This window comes from Rhizobium sp. NFR12 (genome assembly GCF_900108545.1).
Taxonomy (GTDB): Bacteria; Pseudomonadota; Alphaproteobacteria; order Rhizobiales; family Rhizobiaceae; genus Neorhizobium; species Neorhizobium soli.
Map to the genome: position 1 here is coordinate 27,229 of NZ_FNWM01000004.1, position 19,177 is coordinate 46,405.

At 56.7% G+C, this 19,177-nt stretch carries 20 protein-coding genes and 1 pseudogene; 9 read left to right on the forward strand and 12 right to left on the reverse strand.

Features of this window, described 5'->3' with window-relative positions:
- Positions 1-45 precede the first annotated feature (45 nt).
- The 10 genes from BLW69_RS16490 to BLW69_RS16535 all read right to left on the reverse strand — a co-directional run bounded on the left by BLW69_RS16490 (position 46) and on the right by BLW69_RS16535 (position 8,182).
- Positions 46-2,583 (reverse strand): DEAD/DEAH box helicase family protein, encoded by a 2,538-nt coding sequence (locus tag BLW69_RS16490; protein ID WP_092663556.1) that lies wholly within the window; start codon positions 2,581-2,583, stop codon positions 46-48.
- Positions 2,584-3,161: 578 nt separating this feature from the next.
- Entirely contained in the window at positions 3,162-5,183 is a 2,022-nt protein-coding gene (locus BLW69_RS16495) for a DotA/TraY family protein (RefSeq protein ID WP_092663558.1), read from the reverse strand.
- Positions 5,180-5,743: a hypothetical protein gene (locus BLW69_RS16500; protein WP_139283893.1), complete on the reverse strand. Its 564-nt coding sequence runs from the start codon at positions 5,741-5,743 to the stop codon at positions 5,180-5,182. Before BLW69_RS16500 ends, BLW69_RS16495 begins: the two co-directional genes overlap by 4 nt.
- 82 nt (positions 5,744-5,825) lie before the next feature.
- Positions 5,826-6,056: a hypothetical protein gene (locus BLW69_RS16505; RefSeq protein ID WP_092663562.1), complete on the reverse strand. Its 231-nt coding sequence runs from the start codon at positions 6,054-6,056 to the stop codon at positions 5,826-5,828.
- A gap of 52 nt (positions 6,057-6,108) precedes the next feature.
- Positions 6,109-6,468, reverse strand: a complete 360-nt coding sequence (locus BLW69_RS16510) for a hypothetical protein (RefSeq protein WP_092663564.1) — start codon at positions 6,466-6,468, stop codon at positions 6,109-6,111.
- Entirely contained in the window at positions 6,459-6,719 is a 261-nt protein-coding gene (locus BLW69_RS16515; RefSeq protein WP_092663566.1) for a hypothetical protein, read from the reverse strand. Before BLW69_RS16515 ends, BLW69_RS16510 begins: the two co-directional genes overlap by 10 nt.
- Before the next feature lie 25 nt (positions 6,720-6,744).
- Positions 6,745-7,023: a hypothetical protein gene (locus BLW69_RS16520; protein ID WP_092663568.1), complete on the reverse strand. Its 279-nt coding sequence runs from the start codon at positions 7,021-7,023 to the stop codon at positions 6,745-6,747.
- A 125-nt stretch (positions 7,024-7,148) separates the two neighbouring features.
- Entirely contained in the window at positions 7,149-7,412 is a 264-nt protein-coding gene (locus BLW69_RS16525; protein ID WP_092663570.1) for a hypothetical protein, read from the reverse strand.
- A gap of 11 nt (positions 7,413-7,423) precedes the next feature.
- Positions 7,424-7,594, reverse strand: a complete 171-nt coding sequence (locus tag BLW69_RS22840) for a hypothetical protein (protein ID WP_175487288.1) — start codon at positions 7,592-7,594, stop codon at positions 7,424-7,426.
- Between the two features lie 354 nt (positions 7,595-7,948).
- Positions 7,949-8,182: a hypothetical protein gene (locus BLW69_RS16535; RefSeq protein ID WP_092663574.1), complete on the reverse strand. Its 234-nt coding sequence runs from the start codon at positions 8,180-8,182 to the stop codon at positions 7,949-7,951.
- Between the two features lie 1,055 nt (positions 8,183-9,237).
- Between BLW69_RS16535 and BLW69_RS16540 the strand changes: the two genes are divergently transcribed.
- The gene (locus BLW69_RS16540; RefSeq protein WP_162759433.1) at positions 9,238-10,011 is read left to right on the forward strand and encodes an ABC transporter permease; all 774 of its coding nucleotides are present in this window, start codon (positions 9,238-9,240) and stop codon (positions 10,009-10,011) included.
- A 25-nt stretch (positions 10,012-10,036) separates the two neighbouring features.
- Complete coding sequence (locus tag BLW69_RS16545; protein ID WP_092663578.1) at positions 10,037-10,453, forward strand: hypothetical protein; 417 nt, start codon at positions 10,037-10,039, stop codon at positions 10,451-10,453.
- 81 nt (positions 10,454-10,534) lie between these two features.
- Here BLW69_RS16545 and BLW69_RS16550 read toward each other — a convergent pair whose 3' ends face one another.
- A complete protein-coding gene (locus BLW69_RS16550; protein WP_092663580.1) occupies positions 10,535-11,416 on the reverse strand; it encodes a hypothetical protein in 882 nt (293 codons plus the stop codon).
- A gap of 170 nt (positions 11,417-11,586) precedes the next feature.
- On the opposite strand from BLW69_RS16550, the gene BLW69_RS16555 reads away from it, so the two are divergent.
- From BLW69_RS16555 to BLW69_RS23020, 3 genes and pseudogenes are all read left to right on the forward strand, one after another.
- Positions 11,587-11,955 carry a hypothetical protein gene (locus tag BLW69_RS16555; RefSeq protein WP_092663582.1) on the forward strand — a complete coding sequence of 123 codons (369 nt, stop codon included), beginning with the start codon at positions 11,587-11,589 and terminating at the stop codon, positions 11,953-11,955.
- A 39-nt stretch (positions 11,956-11,994) separates the two neighbouring features.
- Complete coding sequence (locus BLW69_RS16560) at positions 11,995-13,311, forward strand: polysialyltransferase family glycosyltransferase (protein ID WP_092663584.1); 1,317 nt, start codon at positions 11,995-11,997, stop codon at positions 13,309-13,311.
- 289 nt (positions 13,312-13,600) lie between these two features.
- A pseudogene (locus BLW69_RS23020) lies at positions 13,601-13,693 on the forward strand (IS5/IS1182 family transposase); the annotation flags it as partial.
- A 250-nt stretch (positions 13,694-13,943) separates the two neighbouring features.
- Here BLW69_RS23020 and BLW69_RS16565 read toward each other — a convergent pair.
- On the reverse strand, positions 13,944-14,909 hold the full coding sequence (locus BLW69_RS16565) for a glycoside hydrolase family 5 protein (protein ID WP_162759432.1): 966 nt from the start codon (positions 14,907-14,909) through the stop codon (positions 13,944-13,946).
- A 346-nt stretch (positions 14,910-15,255) separates the two neighbouring features.
- Between BLW69_RS16565 and BLW69_RS16570 the strand changes: the two genes are divergently transcribed.
- Genes BLW69_RS16570 through BLW69_RS16585 form a run of 4 tightly spaced genes read left to right on the forward strand, consistent with a single transcriptional unit; the run spans position 15,256 to position 19,136 of the window.
- On the forward strand, positions 15,256-16,323 hold the full coding sequence (locus BLW69_RS16570) for a glycosyltransferase (RefSeq protein WP_092663589.1): 1,068 nt from the start codon (positions 15,256-15,258) through the stop codon (positions 16,321-16,323).
- Positions 16,316-17,419: a glycosyltransferase family 4 protein gene (locus BLW69_RS16575; RefSeq protein WP_092663591.1), complete on the forward strand. Its 1,104-nt coding sequence runs from the start codon at positions 16,316-16,318 to the stop codon at positions 17,417-17,419. The genes BLW69_RS16570 and BLW69_RS16575 overlap by 8 nt, the downstream gene beginning before the upstream one ends.
- 5 nt (positions 17,420-17,424) lie before the next feature.
- On the forward strand, positions 17,425-18,204 hold the full coding sequence (locus BLW69_RS16580) for a WecB/TagA/CpsF family glycosyltransferase (RefSeq protein ID WP_092663593.1): 780 nt from the start codon (positions 17,425-17,427) through the stop codon (positions 18,202-18,204).
- An 8-nt stretch (positions 18,205-18,212) separates the two neighbouring features.
- Positions 18,213-19,136, forward strand: a complete 924-nt coding sequence (locus tag BLW69_RS16585; RefSeq protein WP_092663595.1) for a glycosyltransferase family A protein — start codon at positions 18,213-18,215, stop codon at positions 19,134-19,136.
- The last annotated feature ends 41 nt before the right edge of the window (positions 19,137-19,177 follow it).

Genomic DNA, 19,177 nt, shown 5'->3' on the forward strand with positions numbered 1-19,177 from the left:
ATGCCTCGGGCAATTGAAATCTGGCATCACTTCATCCGCTCAGGTTCACTTCTTCAAACTCTTGAGTGGCGTCTTGGCCAACGACCTGAACCACCCCGCCGGCTGCCATTCGGAGAGAGTGCCGATCTCGTTCAAAATCGTCCAGCGTTCAATCGCCGTCCGGCCCCTCGTATCGTCGATCTTCGCGGCGAACTCCGTCATCCGCGCAGCCAGCGCAGTTGTTTCCACGAGGAAGATGTCGTCCGAGGGGCTCGCCTCGGTTTTGCATATGCCTGGTGGGCCGACGATCATGACACCCTCCCAAGCCTTGTCGCCTTCATTGTCCTTGAGCCACTGTACGTGGTTCATGGATTGTCCGACTTCGTGCTTGTTGTATTCGGCGGGATTATTCTTCTCGGTCTTCAATTCGAAACCTACGCAGCCGACGGTGTCGGCCTCTGTCCAGATAACGTCGGGACCCTTGCCGTATTCATTGTCCGGCCGGGAGGCATCGAACCCGAGCAACTCACCATATTGTCTGACTGCCTCTTCCTTCGCCGTGGAAGAGGTGGTTTTGTCAAGCAACGTCTTGGCCTTGCTTTTGAGCTTCCACACCAAGTCTCCAATGGCCTGAGGTCCGTGGTGATTAGTGGCAAGCAACACTTTCTGAAGGGCAGTCTTGGCACCGTCTGCTTCGGCTTTCACATCGGCATCATTGCGGAATGGCACGTTCAGCCAAGCCGACAGGCGCGAGCGGGCCTTTTTGTAGTGGGCGTTCGCGGTTTCGTGATCTGCAGCGTTCTCATACGTCGCACCAAGCCATACCGAGTACCACCCCGCCAACTTGGGGTCGGCCGTTGCCGTGTCGTCAAGGACGTCGAGCAGGGCTTTGCGCGCGCCTTCGATATCTCCTTGCCACATCTTCGTCATGAACTGGCATTCGGCGACGGCCGACGCCGCGAGTTGAGCTTCACGCTCCTTGACCTTCCTCAGAGCGTCCTCGGGGACCTCAAGTCCGTCCACCGTATCGCGATAGAACGCGAGCCACCCAGTGTCGCGAGAAATTACTTGGGAGATGAGCGAGGCGATGTCCTGGGGCTTGCTGTTCTCCAAGCCGTCCTGGACGGTCTGCCCCAAGATGACCTGTTTTCGGATCAACGGCGGGAGAAGCGCGACGTTGCGCTCGGTCTTGAGCCACACATTGAGATCGCCGCCATTTATCAGGAACGCTCCGTAGTCGCTTCGGCCTCGGTTGATGCGCCCGAGCAACTGCGTGATCCGCCCCGCCATTTTGGTTGAGAACAGATTGCTAAGCGACAGGTGCTGGAAGAGGTATTGGTCTATAAGGCTGGTGCCGGAGGGAGCGCCGTCAATGAGCATCACCCGGCAGGTGTCCTGCGGAAGGTCGATGCCGTCGATGCGCGACACTAGGATGAAGGCTCCCGACGTTGCCTGCCTGAAGGTCTGCAGTTCCGCGGAGAAATTGGCCTTGGCAGGCGGCGTACCAACATGTTTCCACGCCTGGGCCTTGGGATAGGACGGAACCGATATCAGAAGTTTGTTCTTCTTGAGGACCTCGGCCGCGACTTCCTTCTTGTCGGGCTTGTCCTTGAACAAGCTGCTCAGCAGGATCAACCGTTCGCCGTTGCCAGCATCGTTGTCGGGGGCGATCTTGTTCGTGATCCTGCGGCCGAAGCCCCGCACGAAGTCCGTCTCGAACTCGAGAGTCGCAGAGAGGTAGACGCGACGAATGCCCTGACCGAGGAAGCCGTAAACGCCAGTGGGAATGAACGGCGGCGTGATTTCGATGCCCGTCGACGAAACCAAGATGGCGCAGTTGCCGAAGTTGTCCGACAGCCTCAAGGTCGGGTAAAGGAGGTCGGTCCGATTCCAATCTTTGACCCGTTTGATTGCCTCAACGATCTGATCACGACACCTGAATGCCGTGGCGGGCGGGCACATGGTGACGGCCTGAGAGCCGTGCTGCTCCAGAACGGTCGTGAGGTGGGGGCCTTTGTTGAGCCTGTCAAACTCGGGTCTTACCATCGCGATGATGTCGGCATAGAGTTGCGGGAACGCTTCCTTCGAAATCGACAGAGTAAAGGCGTCCCTGATCATGCGCTCTGCGACATGAGCGTCGTCGAATATTACGCCCGCAGGCGATTTTCCCTTGCTGAATGTCGAGTTCGCGGTGAACAGCGCCTGATAGGTGGTGATGCAAAACGCCCGGCCCGTCTCAAAGCGGTCGTCTGAGAAACTCCCATGAGCCCTCGTAGTGTAGGGGATACCCAGGCGGTCGCACTCACGGGCTGTTTGCTCCACGAGGTCAATGGTGCTGCATGCAAAGACGATCGGGCCGATCTGTTCGTTGACCAGACTTTGGGCGATGAGGACACCGACGATCGACTTCCCCGCTCCGGTGTTGAGGAGGACGGCGTTGTCTTCCTTGGCTCGATCCTGATGCCACCGCTGCAACGCTTGCGCCTGACCCTTCCAGAGGTCGTTAGGGGCATTGCTCAGGTTCGGGGTCTTGGCGAAAATCTCGAGAGGGTCAGTCGGCGCGGCATTGGTATTGGGTCGAGACAACTTGTTGAAGTCAATCATATCGAATCCTCCGTTGTCCGCACTATTTCAATCCGCCGATACGTCTGGAAGAGGCTATGACTGCTCTGCACAACTTTTAAATGTGACGCGCGATGCCGCGCGGTGATTAGCCTCCGCGTCCGTCGGTGTTAGTTGCGACGCTCAATCTAGCCGTTACTCTTGGCAGCCAGAATTCCGCCTCGCTTCACTAAGCGATCAAGATCGGCCTTCGTCTCGCATCGAAGGAAATCCAGAACCCTAACATCTGCCATTATACCCACCCCAGATTCCGATAGGATGCCATCATAGATGCCAGACCCATGGCGGTGTAGGGGGCGCGGATGAATCGCCAAGGTCTACCCAAAACAACTAGAAAAGCGGGATCGTCGGAAAATCGAGCCTCATAGAGAGCCGTACAGTGCGTTCGCGGGATCAGGATGGGTAAAGATACCCCCTGATCCAGCGGCAAGTTGCCCGTTCGCTTTGGGGCCTAAGGCTACCGCCAGCGTGGCGAGGGATAACAGGAAGAGCAAGCGAACGGAACGCGCTCCCCCATAGCGCCGTAGTGACCGAAGCGAGCGGACGGCATTCTCTGGCGGTCATGGCTTCCCTTTGCTGATGCTTGCCCTGTTTGGCCCCTCGCCGTCGTCGAAACCACTGCCGACCTTTGTGAGTCCCTTCGTCGGGATGGCTCCAGGCGTCCCGCGAGATGCGAGGGCGACAGCACCCGCCGCCATCCCGCCGACGTGGCCAGCTTCGCCGTAGTGCGCATTCGACGAAACGTCGAGCCAAGTTCCGACGCGATCGGGGAGGTTGGCAATCAGCCCGAAAAGCTTGATGCACACCGTCCACAAGATGAAGGTTTGCAACGCCAGCGACACGACCAGGCCAGAGAGGCCCGCAATATGTCCTCCTGTCTGCCCATAAAATGCTGTCGGCCATAGGGCGTTCAGCGTCGAGACTGTCACGGCGAAGAGCAAGTAAGCACCGCAGAGAGCCAGGACGGCCAGCACGGGCCGAAGGGCGACATTGAACAAAAGCATGAGCCCCTGCCGTTGGCCTTGCGCGATGAAATCACCGTTGTCCATCCTCAAGAATGCGAGGCCCCAGAGTAGGGAAGCGATCATTGCCTCTAGGATCGCGGCAGCCCAGGTGATGGCAGCGATCATCACGAAGAGGAACGGGATCATTGGCAAAACATACGCCCGCATCGCGCCGATGAGCCACAAGGCACCGATAGCGAGCTTGGACCAGTCCAATAGCCACGATGCCGCGCCCCCCGCCCCCATCGCGTCAGCAAACCAGTTTGAAGATGCGACCATGACAGCTCCCCCGGCAACGATAGCACTTCCAGCGGCCGCGATCATGACATGACCACCGCTGATTATGTCACCCATCGGATCTGTCTTCGATGCGTCGGGCGAGCTCGATAGCCAGTCACCAAGATTGCGGGTCATGGGGCCGAGAATTTTGGTGAGGAAATCGGCTGAGGCATCGCCGGCCGCCGCCAGGTCGTCGGAGGTCAGGGACGCTTGAAGCTGCTCGCCTGAAATCTGATAACGCAAGGTGTCTAGTGCATTCCGAACGGGCGTCGCGAAGCTTGCGAGTTGATCGAGGCGGGGAGCCGTCCGTTCTGGTTTTTCCGTCGCGAGCGCTACGGTTAGTTCTGAAATCTGAGAGAGGCTACGCCAGTAGCTTCCTGCGTTCATCCAGCCCTGTTCACGCGCTGCCTCTACGAGTTTTGAACGACTGTCGGATTCCACTTTGGAAGCCTCGGCGGCGGCGGCTATCGAAATCGCCTTGTCATATGCCGCGCCGGCCGTGCGTATATCAGCGGCGAGACCAGCCGGGAGTATGGATTGCGTGACCGCATTCATGGCGGCTTCGGGCGTCGGTATCGACTTGCCGTCCTGAAAGGTGCTGCCATAGGTCGCCGCCTTCACCCGGAGTGTCATCACCAGTCCGGCGATGGCTGCGCGTCGGGTCTCCGCGAACTTGGGCTGATCCTTCGGAAGGGTGTACGACATGGATCCGCAATCGCGGCCATATGACCAGGTGACAGTAGGATTCGAGAACAAGCCGCCACTGTGAAGCTCCCCGGATGTCGCAGGGGACGGGATGTTATAGCCCCATGGTTCCCCCGCCGCTTTAGCAACGGCCAAGCAGATTTCATGCTCGACGAGATCGAAGACAAGACCAGAGCCCCCGGCGCTGGCGGCGACAATCGGGGTTCCGTCTTTTGCGACGGTCTCGACAAAAGCAAGCCATGTGGCATCCGCGATGTTCACCGCCGGCCGCAACACAATCTGCTTTATGGCTTCATGGATCGGAGAGAAGCCGCCCGCAATCGGCATGATCAGGCCAAGGCCAAAGACAACGCGCAGCGGAGCCCAGATTTGATGAAATCGTTCGCCCAGGACCTTGCCCGTATAGGCCGACTGGACAATGCCTTGAATAGTAGTCCATGCGATGATGTTCACGGCGATCAGGGTCAGAGTTGAAGCGAAGACAGAGAGCGCTCGACCCCATGGGGAAGTCATGTCGCTCGGGAGGATCACGTTGACCCATTGCCAAGCGAGGTTCGTTGCGGACGGTTCCGCGAACAAGTCATAGATCATCATAGCATCGCCCCCATCTTCACGCCCGCGTCGTCATCGTCGGCAGCGGCGTCGAGGATCGCGGCAAGCTCATCTTCAGTCAGATGGATGATGACCCCCGCTTCGCTCGGAGAGGGCGTAGGAACGCCATTCGAGGTTCTGGCCTGACCACCGCCGCCACCGCTACCTCCCTCGCCTCCTGACCCATCCTTGTCGACGTCTGGAGTAGGATCGGGATCGGGAATGAATTCGTTGTTAGGGTTGCCTTGAAGATAGCTACCGATCGCTGAGATTTCGCGTAGTACGGCACCGATGAACACGAGGCGCTCGCGAGCGAGGTTCCGCATCTCGTCAGGAACGGTGTAATGCGATCGCCTAGCGATGGCATGAATCTTATCCTTCAGGTCTTTCCAATCGCCTGTTGTTTCCATGTTTCGCAAATAGAACAGGACTCCGGGTTCGCAGAGGGCGAGCCAGCGCCGAAGGAATGGACGCTCATGGATCATCGTGAGATTGCGGCGTCGAAGACATGTGTCGAGGACGATGATGCAAAGGCACTCATTCGACATGAATACGCCTGCCATGCGACGGGACAGGCCTTCGCCGCGTCCACGCCAAATGCGAGCCTGCCCCATGGTCTGGATTCTCGAAAAGCGAGGGCGCATTTCACACCCCCAACATGTCGAGAACTTCGTGGATGAGGGCTTGCATCTGGCCCTTGTCCAGGTCGGCAGCACCCAGCAGAACGGCAAGCTCGGCATCGATCGCGGCTAGGCGGGCGATTTGGTCATGGTCCAATCCGTCAACAAAATGTGCCGCTGAAAATGCAAAGGGCCCCGAAGGGCCCTTGTCGTCGTCGTATCCAGTGAAGATTTGTAGCTCAATCGGCTCTGGCATCGTGTGCTCCTTCCTGTGTTTCCTCCTATGCTCGCTTGTCGGCGTGCAAGGATCAATCCCGCTTCCGAACTCTGGCGGCTGCGCCGACAGCGATTGTCGCCAACATGGAATCTGCTTCCGCCCGGATCAGGGCCAGTGGGTCCGTGTGCTTCGGCGGTTCGGCATCAGGAAGGCCGGCGATGAAAATTACCGCCTCGTCCCGCGTTCCTCGAAAGACGGTCGTGCGCGGCGTCGTCACGATCCGGGCGAGGACAATGCGGGTGTTATCTTCATAGGCGACCATCAGACCCTTTCGCTCGATCTCGGCCCCCGAAAAGGTAGCAGGAGGTGGGGTGGGCCAGCTCGCCCTGATGATGTCATCAAGGCGGCGGGTGGGTCCGCTGTCTTCGCTGTCGTCTGTAATCATGTCCATTTCTGAATGGACCCCAGCGCGATCATTGCAACATTTATCCCAACGAGGACGACAGCCGCGCGCCATGTCGTCCGCCCCGCGGCGGTTCGTGCATCAAGCGATTTCAGCCAGAGGAAGTAGCAGAGGACTATGAGCAGACCCGTCAGTGTGCCTGTCTTGATCGGATTGCTCCAATCGGCAAACCTAACGACGAGCATGTAGTTGTTGGCGATGTATACAGTCGCCTGAGCGAGCCAAGTGGGTTCGTTCACTTTGGTAATCTCCTGTTCGACATTTTTAGATGTGCGTCATGGCGGTCAGAGCCGCGAAAATAGTAGCAAGACCAGCGTAGCCGATCCCGGCCAGCGGGAGAGCGACCAGACCGCGACCAGAGCGCCAGCGGCTCTGTCCCTTCACCAAATGAGCAATGAGGAGCCCGCCAGCCGCGTAAGGGGCCAGTGCGACGACGGATGCCGCGCTTGGAAGCTTTGTGGCGAGCGTGTGCGCCGCAATGAAATAGAGCAACGGAAGGTGGAGGACGGCCACCAGAACAATCCATTTCAAAAGCCTCTTCATCCGAGAGTCTCCTAAAGCGTTGAAAGTATGAATATTCTACCAAAAATCTGGAAACGGGCCCAGGCTTCCGAGAACCATTTCCGAATGTTTCCAGCGGGATGGCGTCTCGGAAGTTAATGCCCCTTTTAGCGGCTCGGGTGGTGTCCTAACCTGTCCTCGTGCAGCGTTGCTATCACGGCTCCCAACAGTGCAACGTCGTATACTGGCGGTACTCGCGCACTTCCGTGTCTCGCCATATTGATCGCGAGGATCAGCCCCTGCTCGATGCCTGTGAGCCTCGCAAGCTCGGCGTACCGCTTGCTTTCAAGGGCTATTTCCTGATCAGCTTTCAGTCTGCCACTCAGCTCATAGAGCTGATCAATGAACTGCGGATCGTCGAATTTCAGCATTGCCTTCCCTTTCAATCAATGGACCGGATCGCCGCGCGGCGGGCCATAACCTTGGCTCTCGCACATGCTCTCCCAAAATCGTCTTCGATACTGTCGAATTTGACAACCTGCTTCCCGTCACGGATCGCCAGAACTTCGCAGGTGGCGGGGCCGTTGTGGTCGGGCTCGCCGACGACAAGCATCTCGTAGATATCCTCGTCACTCTCGCCCGGCGACAAGCGCGTTCGTTCATGTGCTGTCGTGGTCGATGGCGATGCCGGGGGCTCTCTGCCAATCGTTAAAATGTGCGGCGGCTGCTGCTTGCATGTCGGTGTCTCCTGTTGTGATGACGGGCACACTGAGCTCACACTTTCCGGCACCCGTCAACCGGTACATCTACATGATTTCATTGAAGGATTCGCCTTTGAATCCTTGCCGGAAGGCGCGTGCAAGGCCTAACCGCCGCGTGAAAAAGGACTCAGCATGATCGAGTCCTTGGAAGGGCTGCCAACGCAAGGATTAGGTTGGCAGGAGATGCCGTTAACCACACGCGCAAATCACGGGGCGAGGTGATCCAGTGCGCGGACACCGATGCGCTGAACGGCACGGGCAAGCTCCTGGCCATAACCGGGGATACGTGTCCGTCTCACAAGTTTCTCGGTGCCCGTTCTACGTTCCCGGACAAAGATCGTGGCAACGTAGAAAAGTGTGCTGACGGCATCCGTGTGCATCGTCTCAACCACGATAACATCGATTGCGAGGGCACGAACTACGGTTGTTTTTGTCTTCATCGATGCTCACCTAAACCGTGGACGACCTGATATGTATTGCAGGGTCCAGAGGTAGAGCCCAGGCATCTGGAAATTACCTTCAAGGTTCCCAGAACGAAGGCGTCCAAGTCGTTAACGCGAGTTTCACTGACACGACGGCAGGGCGGGTTGACCGGCGGTGCGGCGGCATAGGCTCTTGTCCCGCCCAAGCCCACAGGGGCGTGGCGGTGCCCGGAGGGCAGAAGAGCCGCCGGGCTGGCCGTCACCGAGTGAGAAGGTTTCATGCTTATGCGGAAGCGTCGGTTCGCGTAGCGGATCGACCAGAGACAAGTGGATCTGGTCGAAGACTTCGGAGCATCGACATGGAAGAGAGTGAGGCTACCCTGCCGGGATATGAATAAAAGCACGGACGATGGACGTGCCAAGAGGAAGAGAGAGCATATCGGAGCTCTGAGCATAGCGACGGCACCGCCGTCAGAGTGGGAATTCGCGCGTGTTGAGACCGGTAGGAAAGGCAGCAGCAGGAAGTTCAGCGAAGTGGCCGCCCCGGCGGGAACTGGGACCTACTGCCTCCGGCGAGACACTCAAATTGTTGACAATGGCCGGAAACCTGGATTTAAAGATGGGACACAACATTGGTACACCCGACACCATCCGGGATGCTCCAAAAGCCTTGTTTTCCGGGCTTTGATGAGTGCTGTCGAGAAGCTTCAAATCTCTCTAGCAGCACCATTTTTTCATAGGATTTTAAGCAAAGCGTCGAACTGGTATCACGGTTAATAGTGAGGCAGTTTACTCCTGCCTCAACCGCATTGAAGTCGCGTAAGACGATTTTATTCCTTTTGCCCGCTTTGACCTTACTGCCCTTCCGCCACCGGTCATCAGCCGCGGGCGTGGTGGTTAACCCGGATAGTCAGCACATAGTGCGAAGCGTGGGCATAGTGTTCTACGGTGGTGGCTAGAGTCATGGCGGACGACGACGCGTCGCTGATGATCATGGTCGAAATTGCCGCTATTTGGCCTTGATGCTAGATCAGAGGGCGAGCTATGCAGGTACCGTTCGCCGGAGGATAACCGTGTATTACTTCAAATCGCACATCAGGATTGTGTCCGCTTTCGTAATTCGCGAGATAGCTTCGCGATACGGGCGGAGCCCCGGCGGCTACCTTTGGGCGTTCCTTGAGCCTATCGCACTGATCACGGTGATGTCCCAGCTGATGGGGGTAGCGTTCGGCAGAATGCCACCTGTAGGTGAAAGCTTTGCGCTTTTTTATGCGACTGGTTTTCTCGCTTTCAGCTCTTACAAAGCGATGGAGGGTTACCTCACGTCGTCGTTGAGCGCGAACCAAGGGCTACTCAAATATCCGAACGTGGCGGCCATCGACACCGTTGTGGCTCGGTTCGTCCTCCAAGGCGGAACATCCATCGTTGTAGCCCTCGTGATCCTCGGATGCATAGTTGCGAATCTGGCACGCCCCGTTCAGGTGGATTGGCTTAAAGTCATCGAGGCGGTAACGATAGCATGGACCATCGCGATGGGAATCGCTCTTGCGAACATCACGCTCTTCTTCAAATTTCCGCTCTACCAAAAGGCATATGCGATGGTAACTCGCCCACTGTTCCTACTTTCAGGCGTGTTCCTCGTCCCGTCGTCACTACCGCATCCCCTGCGCGAATGGATGCTACTCAATCCGATCACACACATCGTCATTCTTTATCGCGAAGGCTTCTACGGCGGAGCCGGTAATGATGGACTTGACATGTCATTTCTGCTCATGACCGCAGGCAGCCTAATTTTCGTCGGTTTGTTTATTTTCACTTTCTGGCCTGTCTCCAGGCTCAGAGATTAACCAGATGCCCGACCCGGAGAGCAGAATGCCAACAGTAAAAGAAGTCTACGTCGCCCTACGCACAGCTAGCGAGGGGACACGTGATCTCGACATCATGATTGCAGAGCTGATTGGCTGGCAGAGAAGAACCCTTAAGATCACCGATACTGCTACCGGTAGGGTGAAAGAGAGACCTCAGTGGATGCCCCCAGAGAGCGATTCCCCCTCGAAGGTGCCGCAGTATACAACTGATATGGACGATTCGTATTTCTTAGCTCGGGAGAGCGCAAACGGCTCCCGAATTGCCTTTAGTTGGGAAAAAGGTTCAGCGTCTGCGGTGGTCGGGTCGACAAGCCATATATCAGAAGCGCCAACTCTCAGCCTGGCTCTTTGCGTTGCTTCTGTTCTTAAAATTGCGACGGACCAAGCTTCCTCGGAAAAAACCATGGACCTATCTGCTTAGCGCCCTGCTACTACCCGTTCCAGTCCATACTCCTACTTTAAACGATTGGCTTCCGTGCAAAGCTCCGTCGCCAGTCATGAGTTAAACGAACCGAGCGTCCCTTAGCCGAAGGATGCTCTGCTCGATTAGGGTATTGAGGTCAGGGCAGCGGACGCTCTTTAGCTCAGCGACAAACTCATCTCGTGTTTGAGTGATGGTTGCGCTGAGGTCGTTGTCAGCGGCGGCATCCTTGGTCAGTTTATCTGCCAGAGCCACTATCTTGTCGTGGCTCATCAGATCCGTCACGAACGGAATTACTGAACCATGGAATGAAACATCTATAGGTCTAAGAAGCACATTTGGAAGAGAATAAAGCCTGCGAGCTTCCATCGCATCCATCGTAGACCTAGATCCAAACACTACGATCGCTTGGCAAGGCGACGCGCCAATCATTCCCACCAAGTCGCCGTAGGTCTGGAAGTTTACTCTGTGTGCTTCATTCCTATCAACCAACTTCATGTTGTTGACGTAGCTCGGGAGGGGGGTCAGGTTCTCGTTAAATGGGTAAAGCTGGACCTGCGGGCTGAAAGCGATCGCAACAATCTTGCTAGTCGGGTTCAAGCGAGACGTGAGCGATGCCCATAGCAGAGCCCCGGTCCCCCCCTTACTTGAGCCAACGAATACTACCTCCGCGTACCCTGATTGCTGGATGAAGGACCACAGAAATTTGCACTGTCGGCCGGGGTTGTGCGTGTAGTAGTGGAGCTTCCTGTCTGCGACGTAGAGGACATCGTTCGCAAAGCCATATTTTCGCAACATGAACTTGGCATTGGGAGAAAAGACGATCGTAAGCGACTTACTGCCCTCGTGGACGAAATCGGTGTCATAGATGGCGTGCATCGACGACCTGAGGAGTTCGTACGCTTCTCGGCGAACGTTTTTCAGATCATCGGTCGCGGTAGACAATTGCTGCTCGGCGGCCATCGAATTTCTCTTTCATAAGGGTAGCACCCATGACGGACGTAGAGCTACAGGATCGCGAAACGTGACAATTCTCAATTTCTGAACGACACGGCGACAGATTTCAATAGCGCATCATGTTGAACCCAATCCAGAAGTCATCTAGTACACACTCTCCCCAGAAAGGATGATGAATGATCGATGAATTGATCAACACCTTGCTCAATGCAACTGAGGGGTCGAGGACGCTTGATGGCCAAGTAGCCGCTGCTCTGGGGTGGCGCCGCAAACTGGAGCCATCAGTCGATCCGAAGACCGGCGAAACAAAGAATAGAAACTACTGGGTCGTACCTGACGAGGAGACGCCAATCATCTGCCCCGCGCTGACTTCCAGCATGAGCGCCGCGCATGGATTGGCCACCAAGGTATTGCCGACCGATGCGTTCGCCTGCATAATTGAGGACGGAGTAGCGAGGGTAGCGATCAACAACGACAACCATGCCGTCTACGCATCTACTCCCGCACTAGCCATATGTGCGGCTATACTTCGAGCCAACAAGTGAGGCGTGTTCGCCCACATTATTTACTACTTTGGAGACTTCATGGATTCCCTAAGCTCACCGCTCGCGAGAGCCGAAACCCCTGCGCCAGTGGGATCCTCGCCCCGTGTTGAGCAAAAAGCTGTCTTCGTTGTAACTCAGATTAACCACATCGACCGGGTCCACCAGCTTGCCGATCAGCTTGGGCTGACGGATGTCGAAGTTGTGATCGTCTTCACAAAGAAGAACATGTCGATGCCCCTGCGCACGCAGGCCGCCGTAGATCCGCGGCGAGGTTGGCGGGTGCGCCTACACGAGATCCACGTTGATGCTAACAAGCTTTCTCTCGCGGCAGCTGAGCGATCTTATACCAATTACCAACGCCTTCTTGATGAAGTAAAGCCAGATAAACTCCTCGTATGCTCCTACGAGCGGCACTATGCCCTTCTTCTTCAGGCGGCGACTGAGCGTGGGATTGAGACGGTCTACTTCGAAGAAGGTACGAGCGTCTATAAAAGCCGGATCAAAGGATATGAAACGTTCCGTGATCCGGACTGGAAGCACTCGATATTCGACATCTACAACTCAGTTTGGGCTGACCAGCCCATTTTTAGATTTGTGTTCTATCCGATCTACGTTGCACTCAAGCAGCTCTACGACACCCCTCGGCTGGTTTATCGCTCGGTAGAAAAACTATATCGATCCTCTGCGTGGCAGCGAAGGCTGCTGAAACGTCGGTTCCCGGCTTTCCTAAACAGCTGGACTTCCTTTGACGAGTTCTACGGCGCAGAGCCGAGCTTGGTCGAAGACCACTTTTCGTGGAAACACTCTGGCAAATTCCTTCCGCAATACGTTAATGAGGAAGAAATAGACCGAGCTAAGGCTGCTATTGAGGCTTATGACATAGACTCTAACACTGCAATTTTTTGCTCACAGCCAATGAGCATCCTACCCGCCACGATCGCTCCGATTATGCTGCAGCTGCTGAATGGACTAACTATCCGTTTCGGCTACAGAATCGCGATCAAGCTCCATCCGCGCGAGGGATCGGGTGCGGCTGCCGTATATTCTAAGCTTCTTGTGAGCTACGGGCTTGATAACATTTTCATTCTACCGCCAAACTTACCTGCTGCAGAGTATCTCGCCATCTACAGTGAGAGCCCCGCGGTAGTATCGATGTCGTCTAGCGTGCTGGTGTACGCCCCGATACACAAGCCCAGCCTCAAGGCGATCTCTGTAGGAGATGCCCTTCTCCATGAATTAGCTAAATCAAAAATCAAAAACCAACAGACCGCACAGCTGAAGAATTACATTCGTATTTTGGATGTAATCCCGCACATCGAGCAATATGACCCGGGCGAAGCCCACCCATCTCGGTGAGCTTCTAGTGGCTTCAAACGCTGCATGGAACGAGATAACCCCGTCAATACGACACTATGTCCGGTTGACGGGAACATCCCGCAACAGTCGGCCTTTACTCTCCAGATGATCTCTCGTCAGTTGTTCCACGAATTCAATTATCAGCCGATCCAATCTTCCTACCACCGCCACTTGTCCCCGTTTGAGAAGTGCGACTTGTCGGTGCCTGTCGGATTACATATGACGTAGGCCGTTGTGACAGGATCCAAAGTGCCTATGACGGCGAACTCTATGGGACCGGATTCGCACCGAACACTTCTTCGAGCTCAAGCAGTTTCGACACGGTGCAACTCGATACGACAAGCTCCTCCCAGACGTGATGGGTTTCATCAAACTCGCCTAAATTGTTATCCGCCTGCCGCACAGTCCAAAGCTATCAGACTTTCGACCTCCGTACGCGTTGGCGTCGGAAAATACCGCGATGGCATCGACAACACGGTTCGCAAGTCGGTTTCGATGATCCAGGAACTGCGAGAGCATGGGGTGATCGAACCGGCGAAGCAGCCGGATTCCTTCGCTGATCGCCACGATTCTGTCGCAGCGCTGGTGCAGCCGGCGTGGCTGAGTGCTTGTACACAATCCCCTCGCCCCGCCTATATCCGACACCCAACATACGGCAGCAACAGCTTCAACTGCTCGCTCATGATATCCGGACTGTCGCGTGGGGGATCAACGGTTTGCTGGTTGGTGTTGCCCCAGACGCCGCCGCCGGCCCAGTAGGTGGCGCCGAGGAAGATGTCGGGGTGGGCCATCATGACGTCGAGCAGGTCGCGCAGTTCCCGCAGTGAAGCTTCGGTTCGGCCGGTGGCGAACTCGCCGATGAAGATGCGTTTTCGATGTTGGGTCGCCCAGTCTGTGGCGCTCTTCAGGATCCGTTTTCCGATGCCTTCGGTGGCGATCGGGTTGGAGCCGCCAAATCCCTTGTCGAGATATTGGTGCATGTCGAATCCATAATTGTCGGCGGGATCGAATGCCTGCAACATCACGGTGCCGTTCGAGGTCTTCGTCCAGGAATGGGCGCCCGTCCAGGCGATGCCGGAAAAGAGCACGGTTCCCGTTGCGCCACGCCGCCTGATTTCGGCGCATGCGGCGTTCTGGGTGTTGAGGTTGAGAATGGGATCCTGGTCATGCGGTTCGTTCATCAACCCATACCAGACAAGGCTGTTTCTGCCGTAACGCTGTGCGAGCTCGCCCCAGAACGCCGCATAGCTTTCGAGCGTTGCAGCTGACGTGCCGTCGCCGATGACGATCTTATCGCGGCGGCCATAGTCATGCATATCCAGCAGAACCACGGCACCCTCGCCGGTCGCCCTCTCGACGATACGGTCGAGGCCCTCAAGTGCTGCCGGCTCAGGTGGTTTGGCGATGTCGGGCTGCAGGCGGTTCCACTTAAAGGGGACCCGAAACACTTTCACGCCCAGCGAGAGGTAATATTCCATATTCTTTTGGTGGGGCCATTTCCAGCGGCCGCCGATCATCCCGAATTCGGCACCGGCGAGGTTAACCCCGATCAACGGGCACGCCGCCGTTGCGGCACGCACCGATGAACGTGCCAGCATAACCGATGCTACCAAGCCACCGGCGCCCAGCAACAAGGACCTTCTTGAGCACTCATTCATGTAAGACACCCATAATAAAGCTCACAATACAATATTCACGGACTAAAATAGACTGCACTCATAGATTATTCGTGCAACACAAATGCAAATTCAGGCGGAAATATTGAGTGTGACCTCCATTCTGCAATTAACCTAGCGATTAGTTTTAATTATTGAGCCATAAACAAAAGCATATCCGTGCTGTAAACACGAATCGACATGACACAGCGCGACACTGCTTTGGCTAAATCAGTGCTGGCGGAAGGCATGCGCGGATGTCCGGCGACCGCGGGCGGCAGGAGTGGGAATGCGAGTTATATTCGATCTGACGCTTGCCACACGCAAGCCGGAGATTACCGGCATAGAGCGGTACGGAATCAATCTGTTCGAGGCATTCCGGAAAATCTGCCCGGCCAGCACGGCCTATGTGATATCGACATCGTTTTTCTCGAGCGACGACAACCTGGTCCTGTGCCGCAATCCTCTGATGTCCTGGCTCACGCTTCCGTTGAAGATTGCCACCGGCGGATACGATGCGGCCGTCTTTCCGAGCATGCCGGCAAGTCCGCTGTTCACGCTTTCCAGACTGCCGCTCTACCGCATCATTCATGACGACTTCCCCTGGACGCGGGGACAGGAGATGCCGATCATGGGGCGGCTTCTGTTCAAGGATGTGGAGCGCGCGATTTCATCGCGCTACCGCGCCATCCTTGCGCCAACCGGCTACTCGGCGGGCAAGCTTCGTCCGATCTTTCCGAGCCATGATGTCAGCGAGATCGGAAACGCGCCGGCGCTGCCGTTCGACGGCGAGATGACCGAGATTGCCGAACTGCGCGATAGAGCCTTCGTCCTCAGCGTCGGGACGGTGGAGCCGCGTAAGAACTACGAAAAGATCATTACCGTCGCTGCAGCACTTCGACCGCACAATGTCGTTTCTGTCGTCGTCGGGCGCAGCGGCTGGGGCGATATCGCCAACGATCTCGACCGCGCCAGCAACGACCCATCGAGCAATATCCGATGGATGAAGGACATATCCGACAGCCAGCTGCGGTGGCTTTACACACATTGCAGGTCGTTCCTGTCTTTGTCGCATGACGAGGGGTTCAATATGCCGCTGGTCGAGGCAGGGTCGCTCGGGTGCAGCATCGTCGCGTCTGACATTGCCATCCACCGCACCGTGTCTCCGCCCTGGGGCCAGCTGGTATCGCCGGGCGCAAGTGCTGATGAGATCGCGGCCGAGATCATGACGGCGTCGAGAGCGACCGAGAGCGCGTATCTGCCCTACAGGGCGCGGTATTCCTGGGATTTTATCGCGGCCAACCTGCTTTCGAAAATTCAGGCCCACAGAAAACCCGGAGCACGGTCAAATGTCTAAGCGCCAGTTGACCATGCTCTGGCATGAGGCCGGAAACGCGCACTACCATGACCGGTTTGTGGAGCTATCAAAGATCTGCAAGCTCTCGGTGATCGGGCCGGAGGTCTTTCAGGGCAAAACCTTCAAACCGGAGACATTCCGGTTTCCGGTAAAGCTGTTCGGTTCTGTCCTGTCATCCCACTGGCTGACCTACATTCCGAGCACCCTCGCCTTTTACGGGCAAGCGCGGCGGGCAGACATTCTCTACGTCCATGAAGAGCCGCATTCGCTTGTGGCGCTCCTGAGCGCCGTCCTGCGTTTCGGGCGGCCGATGTATATCGAAAGCTCGGCCATCAACCTCAAGGGAAACCTGTCCGGTTGGAATGTCTTCGAGCGGTTCGTCTACAGAGCAGCGACGAAGATTATTCCCAAGAACCATGAGGTCGCTGGCGTACTTCACAGGCGGGGGGCTCCCCTCGACAAGATCGCAAGCCCGATCGGCAACGGCGTTTCGAAGTCGTCGTTTTCGATCATCGAGAAATCGGCGGCACGGGCAGCACTTACTCAGAAGTATCCGCAGGTCGCCGGTGCCTTCCAGAAGGATGGCATCGTTCTCGGTTATGCCGGGCGGATCTGGCAGCCTAAGGGGATTGAGATCCTGGCGCAGCTCGCAAAGGAGCTGCCCGTCACGATCCTCGCCTGCGGGCCGGTGGAAGACGATTATCTGGTCGATGCGCTTAATTCTGCAGGGGTAACGGTTCTGCCCAGCCTGCAGAAGGATGATCTCAGAACATTCTACAGCGCGCTGGATCTCTTCATTCTTCCGAGCCTCTCCACCAAGAACTGGCGCGAACAGTTCGGCCGCGTCTGCATCGAGGCGATCTATTGCGGAACACCGGCCGTGGGCTCGCATGTGGGCGGCATTCCGATGGTGATCGGCGCCAGCCAGACATTCGAAGCCGGCAATATCGAGCAGGCGAAAGCACTGCTGGCCAAACTTTCAGACGAGACGGAGCGTGCGAAGATCCTGCAGTGGCAGACTGCGCATGTCGATCAGAATTTTTCCTGGAAAGCGATTGCAGAGCAAGTTTTAGCCGTCACACACTTAAAGAGATAAAAGCGATGACCGAAGATCGACTTGGGTCCAGAGACAAGATTTTCGGTTTATCCTTTTACAGATATTCCGACGACGCTCTCGTAGAACAGGCTGTTTCTCCCCTTTCCGAGACGGACGGGGTGAAACTGGTCGTGACTGCGAATACGGACCACGTTTCCAACCTCTACAAGAACCCGGAATTCAGGCGTGCCTATGACAGCGCATGGTCTGTGACGATCGATGGAATGCCGGTCTATCTCTATGCGAAAATGTGCGGCGCGGCCGTCAAGCAGCGCATACCCGGCGCCGATCTGTTTCCCAAGCTGCTCGATGCCCTGACAGACACGAAGCACCGGCCGTTCTTCGTCTGCTCCAGCCAGGCGACGGCGGATGGGCTGGTGGTGCAGATGGCGGCGCGGGGCTTTACGGAGGCCGGTTTCGGCTATGCGATACCGCCGTTCGGTTTTGAAAAACAACCCGCCCATACGCGCGACCTGCTCAACGCGATCCGCGACAACCGGACAACGCACCTGTTCATGGGGATCGGCGCACCGAAATCCGAGATCTGGGTCAACCAGAACAGACCGTCGCTCGGGCATCTCTACGCCTTCTGCTTCGGCGCGGCGCTGGAATTTACCGCCGGCACCAAGACAAGAGCGCCCAAGGTTTTCCGCCTGGTGGGAATGGAGTGGTTCTGGCGGGTGGCCACCGAGCCCCGCCGCCTGTTCAAACGCTATTTCATCAGCTCCTGGGGCTTTTTCTCGGCCGTTGTGGCCGACCTGAACAATTCAAGAGCAAGCTCGTAGGTGGCCCGATGTACGATGTATCCGTGATCATACCCGTCGTCTCGAAGAGCAGTCGTCTCGCGCGCACCCGCGAAGTCGTGCGGCGGCTGCAGGAGCAGAGCGCGATTTCACTCGAAATCATTGTCGTGATGCAGGGGTTCGATGAGCGCGAAACGATCGGCGTCGACGGTGTGAAAACCGTATTTTCGCGCGTGTTCAGCTCGTCGCATTCCAGGAATATCGGCGCATATCACGCGACGGCCGACCTCATATCGTTTCTGGATGACGACACATTCCCGGCCGCGAACGATTTCTACCGCCAGGTGAAAACTCTCCTGGATGGCGGCGCGATCGATTTCGTGACCTGCAACATCGTTGCGAACGGCACGCGGCTGGCGGCAAGCCGGATTGAAAGCGATGTTTCGATCAGCAGGCAAACCATCATCGGCAACATGTGGGAGCCGGGGCTGACCCTTCGCCGCAAGACGTTTCTGGAGTTCCAGTTCGATGCCACACTGGGTATCGGCGCCATTCATGGATCCGGAGAGGGCTTTGATCTCGGCGCACGCCTGGTCGATGCGGGATTGAAAGGCAAGCGGTTGGCGGGGCTGGAAGTGGACCATCCGCCTTTGCCGTTGAACTACGAGTTCGATGTTCAGCGCACGTTCTACTACTCGCTTGGAAACGGCAGTTCGCTGATCGCCAGAGGCTTCCGCAAGGCCTATGCGAAGCAACTCTTAAAGCAGGTCGCAAAGACGGTGCTTTATCCATGCCTCAACAGATGGGGCGAAGCGAAGCTTGCCCTGCTGCGGCTCGCCTGCCTCCTGATCGGCCCGGCGATCCCGCGCGGCGTTCCGAAGATCATTCCAAACCAATTGGCGAAGGACCTGATCGACGGCGAAATCCACCCGTTCCCTGTGGTGGAGCCCCGGATCGACCGAGCCACAGCCTAGACCATTCGCATGACGCGACCGAAATCTCACCGATCGGGTTC

Excerpts from the sequence above, each read along its gene's own strand:
- BLW69_RS16490 (WP_092663556.1), bottom strand. The coding sequence starts at position 2,583 with ATGATTGACTTCAACAAGTTGTCTCGACCCAATACCAATGCCGCGCCG.
- BLW69_RS16495 (WP_092663558.1), bottom strand. The coding sequence starts at position 5,183 with ATGATGATCTATGACTTGTTCGCGGAACCGTCCGCAACGAACCTCGCT.
- BLW69_RS16500 (WP_139283893.1), bottom strand. The coding sequence starts at position 5,743 with ATGGCAGGCGTATTCATGTCGAATGAGTGCCTTTGCATCATCGTCCTC.
- BLW69_RS16505 (WP_092663562.1), bottom strand. The coding sequence starts at position 6,056 with ATGCCAGAGCCGATTGAGCTACAAATCTTCACTGGATACGACGACGAC.
- BLW69_RS16510 (WP_092663564.1), bottom strand. The coding sequence starts at position 6,468 with ATGGACATGATTACAGACGACAGCGAAGACAGCGGACCCACCCGCCGC.
- BLW69_RS16520 (WP_092663568.1), bottom strand. The coding sequence starts at position 7,023 with ATGAAGAGGCTTTTGAAATGGATTGTTCTGGTGGCCGTCCTCCACCTT.
- BLW69_RS16525 (WP_092663570.1), bottom strand. The coding sequence starts at position 7,412 with ATGCTGAAATTCGACGATCCGCAGTTCATTGATCAGCTCTATGAGCTG.
- BLW69_RS22840 (WP_175487288.1), bottom strand. The coding sequence starts at position 7,594 with ATGCTTGTCGTCGGCGAGCCCGACCACAACGGCCCCGCCACCTGCGAA.
- BLW69_RS16535 (WP_092663574.1), bottom strand. The coding sequence starts at position 8,182 with ATGAAGACAAAAACAACCGTAGTTCGTGCCCTCGCAATCGATGTTATC.
- BLW69_RS16545 (WP_092663578.1), top strand. The coding sequence starts at position 10,037 with ATGCCAACAGTAAAAGAAGTCTACGTCGCCCTACGCACAGCTAGCGAG.
- BLW69_RS16550 (WP_092663580.1), bottom strand. The coding sequence starts at position 11,416 with ATGGCCGCCGAGCAGCAATTGTCTACCGCGACCGATGATCTGAAAAAC.
- BLW69_RS16555 (WP_092663582.1), top strand. The coding sequence starts at position 11,587 with ATGATCGATGAATTGATCAACACCTTGCTCAATGCAACTGAGGGGTCG.
- BLW69_RS16560 (WP_092663584.1), top strand. The coding sequence starts at position 11,995 with ATGGATTCCCTAAGCTCACCGCTCGCGAGAGCCGAAACCCCTGCGCCA.
- BLW69_RS16565 (WP_162759432.1), bottom strand. The coding sequence starts at position 14,909 with ATGCTGGCACGTTCATCGGTGCGTGCCGCAACGGCGGCGTGCCCGTTG.
- BLW69_RS16570 (WP_092663589.1), top strand. The coding sequence starts at position 15,256 with ATGCGAGTTATATTCGATCTGACGCTTGCCACACGCAAGCCGGAGATT.
- BLW69_RS16575 (WP_092663591.1), top strand. The coding sequence starts at position 16,316 with ATGTCTAAGCGCCAGTTGACCATGCTCTGGCATGAGGCCGGAAACGCG.
- BLW69_RS16580 (WP_092663593.1), top strand. The coding sequence starts at position 17,425 with ATGACCGAAGATCGACTTGGGTCCAGAGACAAGATTTTCGGTTTATCC.
- BLW69_RS16585 (WP_092663595.1), top strand. The coding sequence starts at position 18,213 with ATGTACGATGTATCCGTGATCATACCCGTCGTCTCGAAGAGCAGTCGT.